Consider the following 12,311-nt stretch of genomic DNA (forward strand, 5'->3'; position numbering starts at 1 on the left):
TTCCCTTCGTTGGGCCCGGACTACCTGTCGTCAGGAGAGTGCGAACACCCGCTGCGCGGTGCGATGACTGATGTTCGCGCGCTGGGTCGCGGTGAGCGGGGCGTCCCGGAGGAAGGCGATCCCCTGCCCTGGGTCCTCGTACGGGGTGTCGATGGCGAACATGACGTTGTCGTCGCCGACCGCGCGAAGTCCGAGGCCGAGGACGTCCGCGTCGTCGATCCCGCTCGTGGTGAGGACGAAATTGCGCCGGAAGTACTCACTGGGCGTGAGGTCCAGTTTCGGCATGGGAGTGGCGGCGCCCGAGACCTGTCGCGCGAACGCGTGCCGGTTGTCGATGCGCCGGAGCCAGAACGGGATGCCTTCGCCGAGGTGCCCGAGCACGATGGTCAGATCGGGGTTGCGGTCCAGGGCACCGCTGAGGATGAGCCGCATGGCGTGCAGGCCGGCTTCGGCCTGGTAGCCCCAGATCGCTCCAGACAAGCCGTAGTCCAGGTATGGACCGCCCACACTGGGGATCCGCGGGTGAAGGTAGATGGGCGCCCGGTTGGCTTCGGCGGCGTCGAGCAACGGGGCGAAGAACGGTTCGTCGAGGTACCGCCCCTCGGTGTGCGAGTTGATCATGATGCCGCTCAGGCCGAGCGGTCCCGTGATCCGCTCGATCTCCTCCGCGGCGGCCTTCGGATCCTGCGGGGCGACCGTGCCGAGACCGGCGAATCGCGCCGGCCGCTGCCGCACGATGGTCGCGAGGGAGTCGTTGAACTCACGGGCGAGCTCCGCGGCGATCGCGGCCGGGTACGGCTGGACCCCGGGCGGATTGAGGCTGAGCACGGCCATGTCCTGGCCGAGAGCGTCCATCTCCGCCACGCGCGCGTCGAGGTCGACAAGCCGGGACCGCATGGGCTCCGCCCGCTCGACGCGACGCATGAGCTCCATTTCAGCGCGATCGCCCGACACGACCTCGCTTTCATGCGCGGCCTGCAGGAAGGTCTCGGTGGTGAAGTGCTCCTCGACGGCGATGACACGGTTTCCGGCGATCACAGTCCCATTCCTCCGGATCGGAACGCGCGGCGGAACACCGTCACGACGGCAGCTCCGCCGAGCCCGAGGTTGTGCTGGAGAGCCACGTCGGCGCCCTCGACCTGCCGCCTGCCGGCATCTCCGCGCAGCTGCCAGGTCAGCTCGGCGCACTGGGCGAGACCGGTGGCGCCCAGGGGATGCCCTTTCGCGATCAGGCCGCCCGACGGGTTGACGACCGGCCCGTCGCCGCCGTACGTGGTGGCCGCACGCTCGACGAGCAGATGCCCTTTGCCCTCCTCCGCGAACCCCAGCGCCTCGTAGGTGATCACTTCGTTCGTGCTGAAGCAGTCGTGCAACTCGCACACATCGACGTCCTCGGGCCCGATCCCGGCCTCGCGGTAGGCCCGATTCGCCGCCTCCCGCGACATGTCGGAGCCCACGATGCGCATGCAGTCGGTGTCGTTGCTGAAGCTCGACTCGAGGTCGGTGACCATGGACTGGCCGGTGATCTCGACCGCCCGGTCCCAGCAGCGCGCGCGTTCGACGAAGCGTTCGGAGACGATCACCGCGGCGGCCGCGCCATCGGAGGTGGGCGAGCACTGGAGCTTGGTCAGCGGATCGTGGATCATCCGCGAGCCGGCGATCTCGTCCATCGTGTACTCGGTCTGGAATTGAGCGTAGGGGTTGTCGACCGAGTGTTTGTGGTTCTTCCACGCCACCCACAGGAAGTGCTCGGGTGCCGAGCCGTACCGGGCCATGTGGTCGCGTCCGGCGTTGCCGAACATCTCAGGGCCGAACGGCACGGCCTCGCGAGGGTGGATCTCCGCCATCCGGTCGAGATGGCGCCCGAGCGGGTTCGTCCGGTCCGTGTACATGGCGGCGAGCGAGCCGGGCTTCATCTTTTCGAACCCGACCGCCAGGGCGCAGTCCACGGCCCCGTGCGCGACGGCCTGGCGAGCCAGGAAGAGCGCCGTGGACCCGGTCGCGCAGTTGTTGTTGACGTTGACGACCGGGATACCCGACACGCCGAGTTCGTAGACCGCTCGCTGGCCGGCTGTGGAGTCACCGTAGACGTAGCCGGCGTAAGCCTGCTCGACCTGTTCGTAGCTCACCCCGGCGTCCCGGAGCGCGACCGTCCCCACCTCACGGACCCAGTCCGGGTAGTCGCCCGGCTTGGTCCCGGGCTTGTCGAACTTCGTAAGGCCGACCCCGATCACGAAAGTGCGCATCATGCCATCTCCTGCCGGTCCCATGCGTCGTGGATGCCGATTTCTCGGAGGGAGTACTTCTGGAGTCGTTGTGTCGCGGTCTTCGGCAGCCGATCGACGAGCCGGACGTAACGGGGAACCATGAAGGCCGCCATCCGTTCCGCGCAGAACTCGATGAGCTCTGCGCAGTCGAGGTCGTCTCCCTCCGGGACGACGACCACCATGACGTCCTCCTCCCCCAGTTCGGAGGGGACTCCGATGACCGCGCTCTCCCGCACCGAGGGGTGTGCGTTGACGATCCGCTCGATCTCGAAGGAAGAGATGTTCTCGCCGCGCCGGCGGATGGAGTCCTTGAGCCGGTCGAGGAAGACGAAGTACCCGTCCGCGTCGCGGCGGCCGCGGTCGCCGGTGTGGAACCAGCCACCGCTCATCGCCGTGCGCGTCGCCTCCTCGTTCTTGTAGTAGCCGAGGAAGATCGTGTCCGGTCGTTTGCTGCGGATCACGATCTCCCCTGGTTCGCCGTCCGGCTGTGGCGTCCCGTCCGGTCCGACGATCTCGACCTCCGACCAGCTCGTCTCCTTCCCGAGCGTGCCGACTCTGATGTCCTTGGGCGGGTTGGCCAGGCAGAATGTCGCGCTCTCGGTGAGGCCGTAGATCTCGAGGATCGTGAGGTCGAACCGCTTCTCGAAGCGGCGCCACAGCTCGGCGGGTGCGGCCCCGCCGATCGCGAGCCGGAGCGGGTTCCGGGCGTCGCCCGGGCGCTCGGGCTGTTTGTAGAGCATGGTCAGCATGGCGCCGATGTAGTTGATCACCGTCGCGTTGTGCGCTCGGATGTCGTCGAAGAACCCCGACACCGAGAAGCGCGGAGCCACCACCATGGGCTGTCCCGAGACCAGCGAGCCGACGACGGTCAGCGACTGCGCGTTCGCGTGGAAGAGCGGGAGACTCGTGTACAGGACGTCGTCCTGCCGGATCCGCACGTACCGCCGGGTGAACTCGTTGGCCGCGACGGCGAAGGAGTTGTGACAGTTCATCACGCCCTTGGGCAGGCCGGTGGTGCCCGAGGTGTACAGAATGGACGCGAGGTCGGCCGGTTTCACCGCGCCGGGCTTGGCATCAGGATGGGCGCCGTCCAGGAGTGCGGTCAGCGACCCGTACCCGGACCGCGGATCGTCCTCACCACGGACGTACCGGTGCCGGGGCCCGCTACCGGCGGGGACCACGGCGTCCAGCGTCTCCACCAGCGGTTCGTCCACCGCGATGAACTCGGCCTCGCTGTGCTCCACGATGTAGCGCAAACCGTCGCCCCGCAGCCCGGTGTTGATCGGCACGAACACGGCACCGAGGAGGGACGCCCCGAACCAGATGTCGAGGAGCTCGGTGGAGTTGGGAAGCAGCGTGGCGACCTTGGCTCCCCGTCCGATCCCGAGGGACGCCAGCGCGGCCGCCGCTTGTTCGGCGGCGGCGAGCATCGCCGCGAAGCTCCGCGTCTCCCGGCCGAACGTCAAGCACCGGGAGCCGGGGCTCAGCTCCGCCCGCGCGCGCAGGATGTCCGGCAGGGTTGTCGCCTCGTCCGGGTCACCCACGTACCTCACGGCTGCGCCCGCGCCGTCAGCTCGGTGCCGAGGCGGGCGACGAGCGCGTCGAGCTGCGCCGCGGTCGCCGCGGTGCCGAAGAGGTAGCGGTCGGGCCGGATGACGACCGCGACCGTCTCGAGGCTCTTCAACCAGCTCTTCGACTCGTCGGAGTCCGCCACGATGACTTCGGCCTTCAGCGACCGCAACATCGCCTGCGTCGCCTCGCCCAGCCCAGCGGCGCAGTCCTCGGCGGCCACCACCGCGAGCCGGTAGCCTGCCACATCGTCGATGCGCTGACCGCTCGCCAGTTTCGGTTGCGCGCTCAGCCGCCCGGCGAACTCGTCGTCGCCGGCCCAGATGCCGGCCCCGAGCCGCGGCCGCAGCGTCTCGCGCTCCGTGACCGGCACGTCGGCGCCCTCCTCCGGGGCCTGTGGTTGCATCGCCTCGATCTCGTTCGCCATCTGCGCCGCGAGCTTGACGAACTCGGTCATGTGCGGCTTGCGTTCCGTCTCGTAGGTGTCCAGGATTTCGCGCGGCGACTCACCTCGGACGACGCGCCCAAGCTTCCACGCGATGTTCATGGCGTCCCGGATGCCGGAGGCCATGCCCTGGCCGAGGTGCGGCGGCATCTCGTGGGCGGCGTCTCCTGCCAGGAAGACGGCGCCGGACCGCCACGGCTCGGCGACGACGGCGTCCCACTCGTAGACGTCCGCGCGGAGAACCCGGTACTCGTCCGCGCTCAGCCACGGCGACAACAGCTCGTACACGTGATCGGCCCGCTCGAACGCCGCGGTGTCGTCGTCGTGGCGGAGCAGCTGCTCGAAACGCAGCAACGGTTCGGCGGTGGCGAGGAAGGTCAACGGATTGCGGATGCCGCCCTGGATGAACGCGTCGCGCCCGGCGAGGCTGTCCTTCCGCACAAAGGGCAGGATGTCCACGATCAGCGAGCGGTGCGTCGCCCCGTAGTCGGTCTGGGTGCAGCCCATCTGCTCGCGCACGAACGAATTCGCGCCGTCGCAGCCGACGAGGAAAGACGCCGTGAGCTCATGTTCCTCGCCGGTCGCCCTCTCGCGCAGCCGAACCCGCACGCCGTCGGCGGAGTCGGTGAGTTCGAGCGCGTCCCAGCCGAAGAAGGGAGTGGTTTCCGGATGGTTGTGCGCGTGCCCGCGCAGCACCGCCTCGAAATCGGGCTGGTGGAACATGTAGTCCGAGTGCCAGCCCTGGTCGGTTGTCCCCTTGTTGAAGGGGAATTCCATCACCGGCCGCCACTGTGGGTCGTAGAACCGGTACACGCCAGAGAGTGAGAACCGCTCTTCGAGGTGCCCGAGACCGAGCGTCTGAAAGGCACGCATCGTCTCGTCGTCAAGGTGTGTCGCACGGGGAAACGTCCTCGGAACCCGGGCAGGGTCGATCGCGGCGATCCGCAGCCCCTCCATGGCCAGCAGCCGGGTCAGCGCCAGGCCGGTGGTTCCGCACCCGATGACCACTACATCAACGTCGGTGGTGTGTCTGGTCATTTCCTCACCTCAGGGTTGCTCGTTCGTGGTGATGACGACGACCGAGGTCGTCACCGTCCTGGATTTCACGGCGTCGATGAGCGGTGCTCCGCGGGTGTCGGCCACCGTGGCAATCAGTGCGCCGTCGTCGCGCAGGCAGCACGCGATGGGCAGCAGTGGCGCCGTCGACACCGTCTCGTGGATCCGGCCTTCACCGACTCGCACGATCGCCTGTGCGCTGGTCGTCGCCACCCACACGCCGTGCTCGGCGGGCCAGAGCCCGTCCGGGCGAGCTGCGGGTCCGACCAGCGCGGCCAGGTCGGCATAGGTCCGCCGGCCGCCGAGTGTGCCGTCGGCGAGCACGTCGAACGCGGTCAGACACCGGGCCGCCGTCTGGGCCACGACCAGGGTCAGGCCGCCGTCGATCAGCGCGAGCCCGTTCGGGAACTCGACGTCCCCGGCCGCGACCACGGCGCTGCGACCGGACCGGACCAGGATGATGCGACCCGGTACCGGAGCCTCACCCGCGGCGGCGTTGAAGGCGACGTCGTCGACGTAGAGATTGCCGTGGGCGTCACCGATCATGTCGCCCAGCGGGCCGGCCGCGATTCCGTCGAGGTCCACATAGGACCGCCACTGACCGTTCTCCCACTGCCCGACCCTGCGTTCGTGCGTCATCGCACCGACGAGCCGGCCGTCGGGCAGAAACCACAACCCGTTGGACGGCGAATCGAGACCGATTGAACACCATTCGCCGGAGGCGTCCGTCCACAGCCGCGTGCCCTGCGTGTCCGACAGCCACAACGCTCCGTCATGCCAGCGGGGGCCTTCGCCCCAGACCATGCCCGTCGCGTACTGCCGCATCGTCATGGTGCGTCGTGTGCGCCGATCATCAGCGCCGCGAGGTCTTCCGGTTCGATGAACGACGGTGGGAGCGGCGGACCCCAGCTCAGGAAGCTGTGCGCGCGGGTACCGTCCCACACGTTGGGCTTCCACAGTGCGTCGTCGACGACGCAGTCGAGGTCCGAGTAGTACTCGCAGAAGTTGCCTGAAGGATCCCGGAGGTACCAGAAGAAGTTGGATCCGACGGTGTGCCTGCCCAGGCCCCACACGTGCCGTTCGGGATGCTCTTCCAGCATCTGCATCGCGCCCCGCCCGACCTCGTCCACGTCGTCGACCTCCCACGAGGTGTGGTGGACGAAGTTCACCGGCGCGCTCTGGATGAGGATGTTGTGGTGATCAGTGGAACACCGCATGAAGGTGGCGACACCGGTGATCTCGTCGCTGACCTTGAGCCCGATGCCGTCGGTGAAGAACCGCTGGCTGGCTTCCTGGTCGGTGGAGCCGATCACGACGTGGCCGAGCTTGCGAGGCCGGACGCGGCCGTCGCGGAGCACGCTCGGGGCCCGGGTCGCGCCGCGGTCGTCCCTGCCGGGTCCGTTGTAGGGAGTCGCGGGCGTTGCCGGCTGTATCACCCGAGCCGTCACCGCGACCTCGACCCGGACACCGGTTGTCGGCTCGGCCGCCACCAGCCGGTGATCGTCGACGATCGCCTCGATGCCCAGGCGCGCCAGCCGGGACGCGATCGCGCGCAGATCGTCGGGGGTGTCGGCGCCGATCGACAGTTCGAGCAGCCGCCGCGTGGGCGCGTGCACGAGCCGCAGCTGGCGGCCGCCGTCGCTCGTCGCGAACCAGCCGCCGCCTTCCCTGGCCAGTCCGAATTCCTCGTAGTAGGCGCCGGTCTGCTCGAGCGCCGGTACCCCGATCGTGACCGAGTTAAGCCGATGCAAGCTCATGACGCGCTCCTTTCCGCAGCAGTGACGAAGATCTGCCGGATGCTTCCGATTCCTTCGATGTAGGAGACGAGCTCGTCGCCGGGGGCCAGGAACCGTGGTGGTGTGCGGACGGCGCCCACCCCCGCGGGCGTGCCGGTGAAGATCACGTCCCCGGGGAACAGCGTGGTGACCCGGGAGAGTTTCTCGATCAGGACGTCGATGGGAAAGACCATGCCGGACGACCGCGCCTTCTGGACCGGTTCGCCGTTGAGCAGGCAACCCATCTCCAGGTCGGCCGGATCGGTGAGCTCGTCCGGAGTGACCAGGTACGGCCCGGTCGGGCTGAACCCGGGGAACGATTTGCCGAGGCTGTACTGCGCCGGTGATCCCACCAGCTGCAGGCCGCGTTCGGACAGGTCCTGTCCGACAGTCAAGCCGGCCACATGCCGCCAGGCGTCCCGGGCCGCGACGTGCCGGGCCGTCCGTCCGATCACGACGACGACCTCGACCTCCCAGTCCACCGTGCCGGGCGGTAACTCGACCGCCGAGTCGGCGCCCGCGAACGAGGACACGTACTTCGTGAACACCGCCGGCTCCTCGGGCACCGCCAGCCCGGCTTCGGCGATGTGATCGAGATAGTTAAGCCCGACCGCGAAGACCTGCCGCGGATGCGGCGAGGGTGCCCCCAGCTCCTCAGGCGCGAAACTCGCCGGGTTCCCGGCCGCGGAAGCAGCCCAGTCCACGAGGTCGTCCCACTGCTCGTACAACCCGGGGAAGTCGCACCCGATGCGGCGCCCGCTCGCCTCGTGGATGTCGATTCCGTCAGCCTCGCCCGTGATCAACCAAGGCCGTCCCCGAATGTTTCCGATGCGCAACGTCGCTCCTTTGCTGTCGCTGCTTCGTTGGGTGACAGCCACTCTGCGCCGACGAAGATTCTCATGTCAAGCAAAGTTTCAAAAGTTTCGCTGATCCTCGGAGACCGGGTAAGGTTTCACGCATGGTGAAGCGGGGCGAGTCCGGCACCCGGGCGACCGAGGCGTACGAGCGGCTGCGGCAGGACATCTTCACGGGGCGGCTGGAGCCGGGACAGCGGCTCAAGTTCCCCGCGTTGTGCGCCGAATACGGAACGAGCGCGGGGGTCCTCCGCGAGGCACTCACCCGGCTCGCGGCCGAACGGCTGGTAACGCCGCAACCACACCAGGGATACGCGGTCGCGTCGTTGTCCGTGGGCGAGCTGACCGATCTCACCGCGGCACGCGTGGAGCTCGAGGCGCTCACGTTCCGGCAGTCGATGATCTCCGGCGACGACCGGTGGGAGGCCGACGTGGTGGCCGCCCACCACCTGCTGTGCCTCCGCGAGCGCGAAGCCGGGGGCGGCGAACGCGGTGACGCGTGGTACCTCGCGCACGAGGCGTTCCACGCCGCGCTCGTCGCGGGGTGCGGCAACAGGCGCCTCATCGCGATCACCCAGGGCTTGCGCGCCGAGACGGAGCTCTACCGGCGCTGGGCGGCTCCGTTGAACGCCGAGCACGATCGTGACCCGGCCGCCGAACATCAGGCTCTCGCCGATGCCGCCCTCGCCCGCGACGTCGAGCGCGGCGTGGCATTGCTGCGCGACCACATCGCGTTCACCACGCAGATGCTCCTGAGCCGGCTGGGCGCCGGCGACGAGGCGGAGCTCTCCGCAAGCTAGAGCGCCTGGCGGCGCTCGCCGGTGGCGGCGAGCGCCGCCGCCACGAACGAGGCGACGAGTGGGCGGCGGTCCAGCTCTGCCCAGGCGAGGACGATCTCGCTGGCGGGGGCGTCGACGACCGGGACGCACACGATTCCCGGCGGCACGGGTTCCACCAGCGAGCGCGGAAGCATCGCGATCGTGCGGCCGAGCACGATCATCTGGATCATCTGCGGCACGTCCACCAGCTCCGGCCCCGTCCCGCCGCCGGGCACGCCTTTCCACCGCGGCATCGTTTCGTGCTCGAGGTCGGCCAGCCGCACCTCCTCGCGCGCGGCCAGCCGGTGATCGGCGGGGAGGATCGCAACCCGGTCCTCGACGTGGAGCGCCTCGTACGCCAGCCCCGCGAGATCGTCGAACGGCGCGTACAGCAGTGCCAGGTCGGCCCGGCCGTCGCGCACGTAGTCCGCACGGTCGGTGGCACCACCGAACAGGATGTCGACCCGGCGTGCGTCGGGCAGCTGGGCGTATGCGGTGAGAATGCCCGACAGCAGGTTCGCGTCGCCGCCCGGTTTGATCACGAGCCGCAGATGCGCGTCCGCGTCACCAGCCTGTCGCGCCTGCTGCACCGCGACGCTCATCGCGTTCAGCGCATGGCGGCCGTGGTACAGCAAGGCCTCCCCCGCCGCCGTGAGCGAGACGCGCCTGCTCGAACGCACGAACAGCTGCACCCCGAGCCGCTCCTCGACGCGTCGGATCGCTTTCGACAGCGCCGGCTGGGCGATCGACAGGCGCACCGCCGCACGGCCGAAATGCAGCTCCTCCGCGACCGCGACGAAGTAGGCCAGCTCGCGCGCTTCGACCTCGATCATGCCTCCAGGTTATCGCTGGATGGCGAACCGGTCTTGGACTCCGCACGGCCGCCGCTGCTTGAATCGGTTCGTGCTCAACCACACCATGATTGTCTCCTTCGACCAGCCCATCCCCGACGCCGAGCTGGATCAATACCTGAAAGACATCGAAAACCTGATGCTGGGCTCCGGACGCGTCCAGACCTTCGCGGCCCGGCGCCACATCCGCGTGCCCGCCGACGACCACAGTCCCGTCTTCGTCGCCAGCGCGATCATCCAGCTCGGAGTCGCCGACCTCGACGCGCTCAACGCGGTCTTCACGGTGCCCGGCACCGAGGAGCTAATCCAGCACTGGCAGTCGCGGCATCCCTACCAGGTGGTCTGGATCAACCACGAGGCCCTGTCGTGACCGACTTCGCGGGGAAGGCCGGACTGGTCACCGGCGCCGGCAGCGGAATCGGCCGCGCGAGCGCGCTCGAGTTCGCCCGGCGCGGGGCCGCGGTCGGCGTGCTCGACCTGAACGAGCACGCCGCCACCGAGACGGCGAGACTGATCACCGAAGCCGGCGGCACCGCCCAGGCGATCACCGCAGACATCAGCGACGAACCCTCGGTGCGGGCGGCGGTCGACCGGGTCGAGGCGACCTACGGCGGACTGGACTTCGCCCTCAACAACGCAGGCGTTCCGTCCACCGACCGCGAGCTCACCGCCATGACAACCGAGGAGTGGGAGCACGTCGTCCGCGTCAACCTCACCGGCACGTTCCTGTGCATGAAGTGCGAGCTCCCTGCCCTCCGGCGCCGTGGCGGTGGCGCGATCGTCAACACCGCCTCCAACGGCGGGTTGTACGCGATCCCGCGCGCCCCGGCCTACGTCGCCAGCAAGCACGGCGTCGTCGGACTCTCCAAGGCCGCCGCGGTCGACTACGCGTCAGACAACATCCGCGTCAACGCCCTCTGCCCCGCCCTGACCCGTACGGAGATGTACGAGAGTGTCTCCGCAGGCACCGAAATGACCGCACGGCAGGAAGCACTCACCCCACTCGGACGCCTCGCCACCCCGGACGAAGTCGCCGCCGCCGCGGTCTGGCTCTGCTCCACAGAGGCTTCCTACGTCACCGGCATCGCCCTGTCGGTCGACGGCGGCCGACGGGCATAAAGCGGCGGCAAGGTACGCAGCCGGCACTACCCGGTGTGGCGATCATCGCCACGGTGCGGGACCTGGCCGGCCCGCTCGGGATCAACATGCCACTGCGCGACCTCGGCGTCGAGCCGGGAACCGTGGCCGCCGGGCTGGTGCCGGCACCAGTCCGGCGGTCGTCCACTCTGGACCCCGGGTCAGGACACCAGCGCTGCCAGCTGCTCATCCAGCCAGGGATAGAGCTCCTCGGCCTTCGTGCTCAGCCGGGACTTCAGCTCGCGCGTCGGCTCGTCGGCCAGTACCTCGAGCGCGCCGTTGGCGACTCCGTCGTAGGCCTGGGCGACGACGCTCGCGGCGGTGACCTTCGGGACGTCCCACCCGGCCGTCATCGGGGTGTCGATCATGCCGACGAGCAGGCCGATCACCTGGGTGCCCTGCCCGCGCAACTGCACCCGCAGCGCGTTGGTCGCCGACCACATCGCCGCCTTCGAGGCCGCGTATCCGGTCGGGATGCTGAACCAGGACGCCGCGGACAGGATGTTCAGCAGGGTTCCGCCGCCGTTGGCGCCGAGCACCGGCGCGAAGGCGTTCGCGACGCGGAGCGTGCCGAAGAAGTTCGTTTCGAAGATCCGGCGCAGCTCGTCCTCCGGCCCGGAGATGGAGTCGCCGTCCGGCGCGATTCCGGCGTTGTTGATCACCAGGTCGACGTCGGGGGCGGACGCGACGGCGCGGGCCACGGCGGCGGCGTCGGTGATGTCGAGGGCCAGCGGTTGGACGCGGGAATCGTCCCAGTTCTTCGGCTTGCGCGCCGCGGCGTAGACCTTGCTCGCGCCGCGTTCGAGCGCCTGGGCCACGAACTGTTCGCCGAGCCCGCCGTTCGCGCCCGTCACGAGCACCGTCCGGCCCTGGAGTGACTGGTTCACCTATACTCCTTCATCAAGTGGGGAGTGTCCCCGAATTCAGTATGCGGGGACACTCCCCACTTCCGCAAGGAGGGATGTCATGGCTGACGGCGCGAAGGCGCGGCCACTGCGGGCCGACGCCCGGCGAAACCGCGACGCGATCCTGCTCGCGGCACGCGAGACGTTCGAGACCGAGGGCGTCCTCGCCTCGCTCGACGGCATCGCGGTGAAAGCGGGAGTGGGCAACGCCACGCTCTACCGGAACTTCCCGACGCGGGACGACCTGCTCGCCGCCGTCATGCAGACCAGCATCGAGGACGCCCTGGCCGAATCCGGTGAACTGGCCCGCACCGCCTCCCCACGCGAAGCGCTCGCCGAATGGCTGGCGCGGCTGACCTGGCAGCTGCGCATCTGGCACGACCTGCCCTCCTGCGTCGCCACCGCGCACAGCGATCCGGCCTCACCGATGACCCACGCGTGCAACCCCCTGCTCGACCGGACCCGCGAACTCCTCGACGCGGCGAAGTCCGCCGGCGACGCCGTCGAGGGCGTCACCGCGGAGGAGCTCTACGAGCTGGTCGTGACGCTGTCCTGGGGTGTCGACCGCTTCGGGGACGACGAGCAGACCGCACGCAAGCGAGTCCGGGTCGCCACCGCGGGCGTCTTCACCTAG

13 protein-coding genes are annotated in these 12,311 nt (G+C 69.2%); 4 read left to right on the top strand and 9 right to left on the bottom strand.

The annotated features are described in order from the left end of the window. Window positions 1-30: 30 nt before the first annotated feature. From ACCP09_RS20405 to ACCP09_RS20435, 7 genes are read right to left on the bottom strand one after another with little or no spacing between them, the layout of a single operon-like run. Window positions 31-1,038, bottom strand: a complete 1,008-nt coding sequence (locus ACCP09_RS20405) for an amidohydrolase family protein (RefSeq protein ID WP_433748937.1) — start codon at window positions 1,036-1,038, stop codon at window positions 31-33. Next, window positions 1,035-2,249 carry a lipid-transfer protein gene (locus ACCP09_RS20410; protein ID WP_433748940.1) on the bottom strand — a complete coding sequence of 405 codons (1,215 nt, stop codon included), beginning with the start codon at window positions 2,247-2,249 and terminating at the stop codon, window positions 1,035-1,037. Before ACCP09_RS20410 ends, ACCP09_RS20405 begins: the two co-directional genes overlap by 4 nt. After that, entirely contained in the window at window positions 2,246-3,820 is a 1,575-nt protein-coding gene (locus tag ACCP09_RS20415; RefSeq protein ID WP_433748943.1) for an AMP-binding protein, read from the bottom strand. The genes ACCP09_RS20410 and ACCP09_RS20415 overlap by 4 nt, the downstream gene beginning before the upstream one ends. Then, window positions 3,817-5,319 (bottom strand): bifunctional 3-(3-hydroxy-phenyl)propionate/3-hydroxycinnamic acid hydroxylase, encoded by a 1,503-nt coding sequence (locus ACCP09_RS20420; protein WP_433748946.1) that lies wholly within the window; start codon window positions 5,317-5,319, stop codon window positions 3,817-3,819. The genes ACCP09_RS20415 and ACCP09_RS20420 overlap by 4 nt, the downstream gene beginning before the upstream one ends. A gap of 9 nt (window positions 5,320-5,328) precedes the next feature. Continuing rightward, window positions 5,329-6,162 (bottom strand): SMP-30/gluconolactonase/LRE family protein, encoded by an 834-nt coding sequence (locus ACCP09_RS20425; RefSeq protein ID WP_433748949.1) that lies wholly within the window; start codon window positions 6,160-6,162, stop codon window positions 5,329-5,331. A gap of 2 nt (window positions 6,163-6,164) precedes the next feature. Next, window positions 6,165-7,094: a VOC family protein gene (locus ACCP09_RS20430; protein ID WP_433748951.1), complete on the bottom strand. Its 930-nt coding sequence runs from the start codon at window positions 7,092-7,094 to the stop codon at window positions 6,165-6,167. Then, window positions 7,091-7,915 carry a fumarylacetoacetate hydrolase family protein gene (locus tag ACCP09_RS20435; RefSeq protein WP_433748954.1) on the bottom strand — a complete coding sequence of 275 codons (825 nt, stop codon included), beginning with the start codon at window positions 7,913-7,915 and terminating at the stop codon, window positions 7,091-7,093. Before ACCP09_RS20435 ends, ACCP09_RS20430 begins: the two co-directional genes overlap by 4 nt. Window positions 7,916-8,070: 155 nt before the next feature. On the opposite strand from ACCP09_RS20435, the gene ACCP09_RS20440 reads away from it, so the two are divergent. Continuing rightward, complete coding sequence (locus ACCP09_RS20440) at window positions 8,071-8,766, top strand: GntR family transcriptional regulator (RefSeq protein ID WP_433748957.1); 696 nt, start codon at window positions 8,071-8,073, stop codon at window positions 8,764-8,766. Here the strand turns inward: ACCP09_RS20440 and ACCP09_RS20445 are convergent. Further along, window positions 8,763-9,617, bottom strand: a complete 855-nt coding sequence (locus tag ACCP09_RS20445) for a LysR family transcriptional regulator (protein WP_433748960.1) — start codon at window positions 9,615-9,617, stop codon at window positions 8,763-8,765. The two genes, ACCP09_RS20440 and ACCP09_RS20445, sit on opposite strands and share 4 nt — an antisense overlap. A 70-nt stretch (window positions 9,618-9,687) precedes the next feature. Here ACCP09_RS20445 and ACCP09_RS20450 point away from each other — a divergent pair, with 70 nt between their 5' ends. Together ACCP09_RS20450 and ACCP09_RS20455 are read left to right on the top strand one after the other, a co-directional pair. Continuing rightward, complete coding sequence (locus ACCP09_RS20450) at window positions 9,688-10,005, top strand: hypothetical protein (protein WP_433748963.1); 318 nt, start codon at window positions 9,688-9,690, stop codon at window positions 10,003-10,005. Continuing rightward, window positions 10,002-10,754: an SDR family NAD(P)-dependent oxidoreductase gene (locus ACCP09_RS20455; RefSeq protein ID WP_433748966.1), complete on the top strand. Its 753-nt coding sequence runs from the start codon at window positions 10,002-10,004 to the stop codon at window positions 10,752-10,754. The genes ACCP09_RS20450 and ACCP09_RS20455 overlap by 4 nt, the downstream gene beginning before the upstream one ends. 179 nt (window positions 10,755-10,933) lie before the next feature. On the opposite strand, the gene ACCP09_RS20460 is transcribed toward ACCP09_RS20455, so the two are convergent. After that, a complete protein-coding gene (locus ACCP09_RS20460; RefSeq protein ID WP_027929407.1) occupies window positions 10,934-11,659 on the bottom strand; it encodes an SDR family oxidoreductase in 726 nt (241 codons plus the stop codon). Between the two features lie 79 nt (window positions 11,660-11,738). Here ACCP09_RS20460 and ACCP09_RS20465 point away from each other — a divergent pair, with 79 nt between their 5' ends. Next, on the top strand, window positions 11,739-12,311 hold the full coding sequence (locus ACCP09_RS20465) for a TetR/AcrR family transcriptional regulator (protein ID WP_433748970.1): 573 nt from the start codon (window positions 11,739-11,741) through the stop codon (window positions 12,309-12,311).

This window comes from Amycolatopsis sp. 3B14 (genome assembly GCF_050958625.1).
Taxonomy (GTDB): Bacteria; Actinomycetota; Actinomycetes; order Mycobacteriales; family Pseudonocardiaceae; genus Amycolatopsis_E; species Amycolatopsis_E thermoflava.

Excerpts from the sequence above, each read along its gene's own strand:
- ACCP09_RS20410 (WP_433748940.1), bottom strand. The coding sequence starts at position 2,249 with ATGATGCGCACTTTCGTGATCGGGGTCGGCCTTACGAAGTTCGACAAG.
- ACCP09_RS20420 (WP_433748946.1), bottom strand. The coding sequence starts at position 5,319 with ATGACCAGACACACCACCGACGTTGATGTAGTGGTCATCGGGTGCGGA.
- ACCP09_RS20425 (WP_433748949.1), bottom strand. The coding sequence starts at position 6,162 with ATGCGGCAGTACGCGACGGGCATGGTCTGGGGCGAAGGCCCCCGCTGG.
- ACCP09_RS20430 (WP_433748951.1), bottom strand. The coding sequence starts at position 7,094 with ATGAGCTTGCATCGGCTTAACTCGGTCACGATCGGGGTACCGGCGCTC.
- ACCP09_RS20440 (WP_433748957.1), top strand. The coding sequence starts at position 8,071 with ATGGTGAAGCGGGGCGAGTCCGGCACCCGGGCGACCGAGGCGTACGAG.
- ACCP09_RS20445 (WP_433748960.1), bottom strand. The coding sequence starts at position 9,617 with ATGATCGAGGTCGAAGCGCGCGAGCTGGCCTACTTCGTCGCGGTCGCG.
- ACCP09_RS20465 (WP_433748970.1), top strand. The coding sequence starts at position 11,739 with ATGGCTGACGGCGCGAAGGCGCGGCCACTGCGGGCCGACGCCCGGCGA.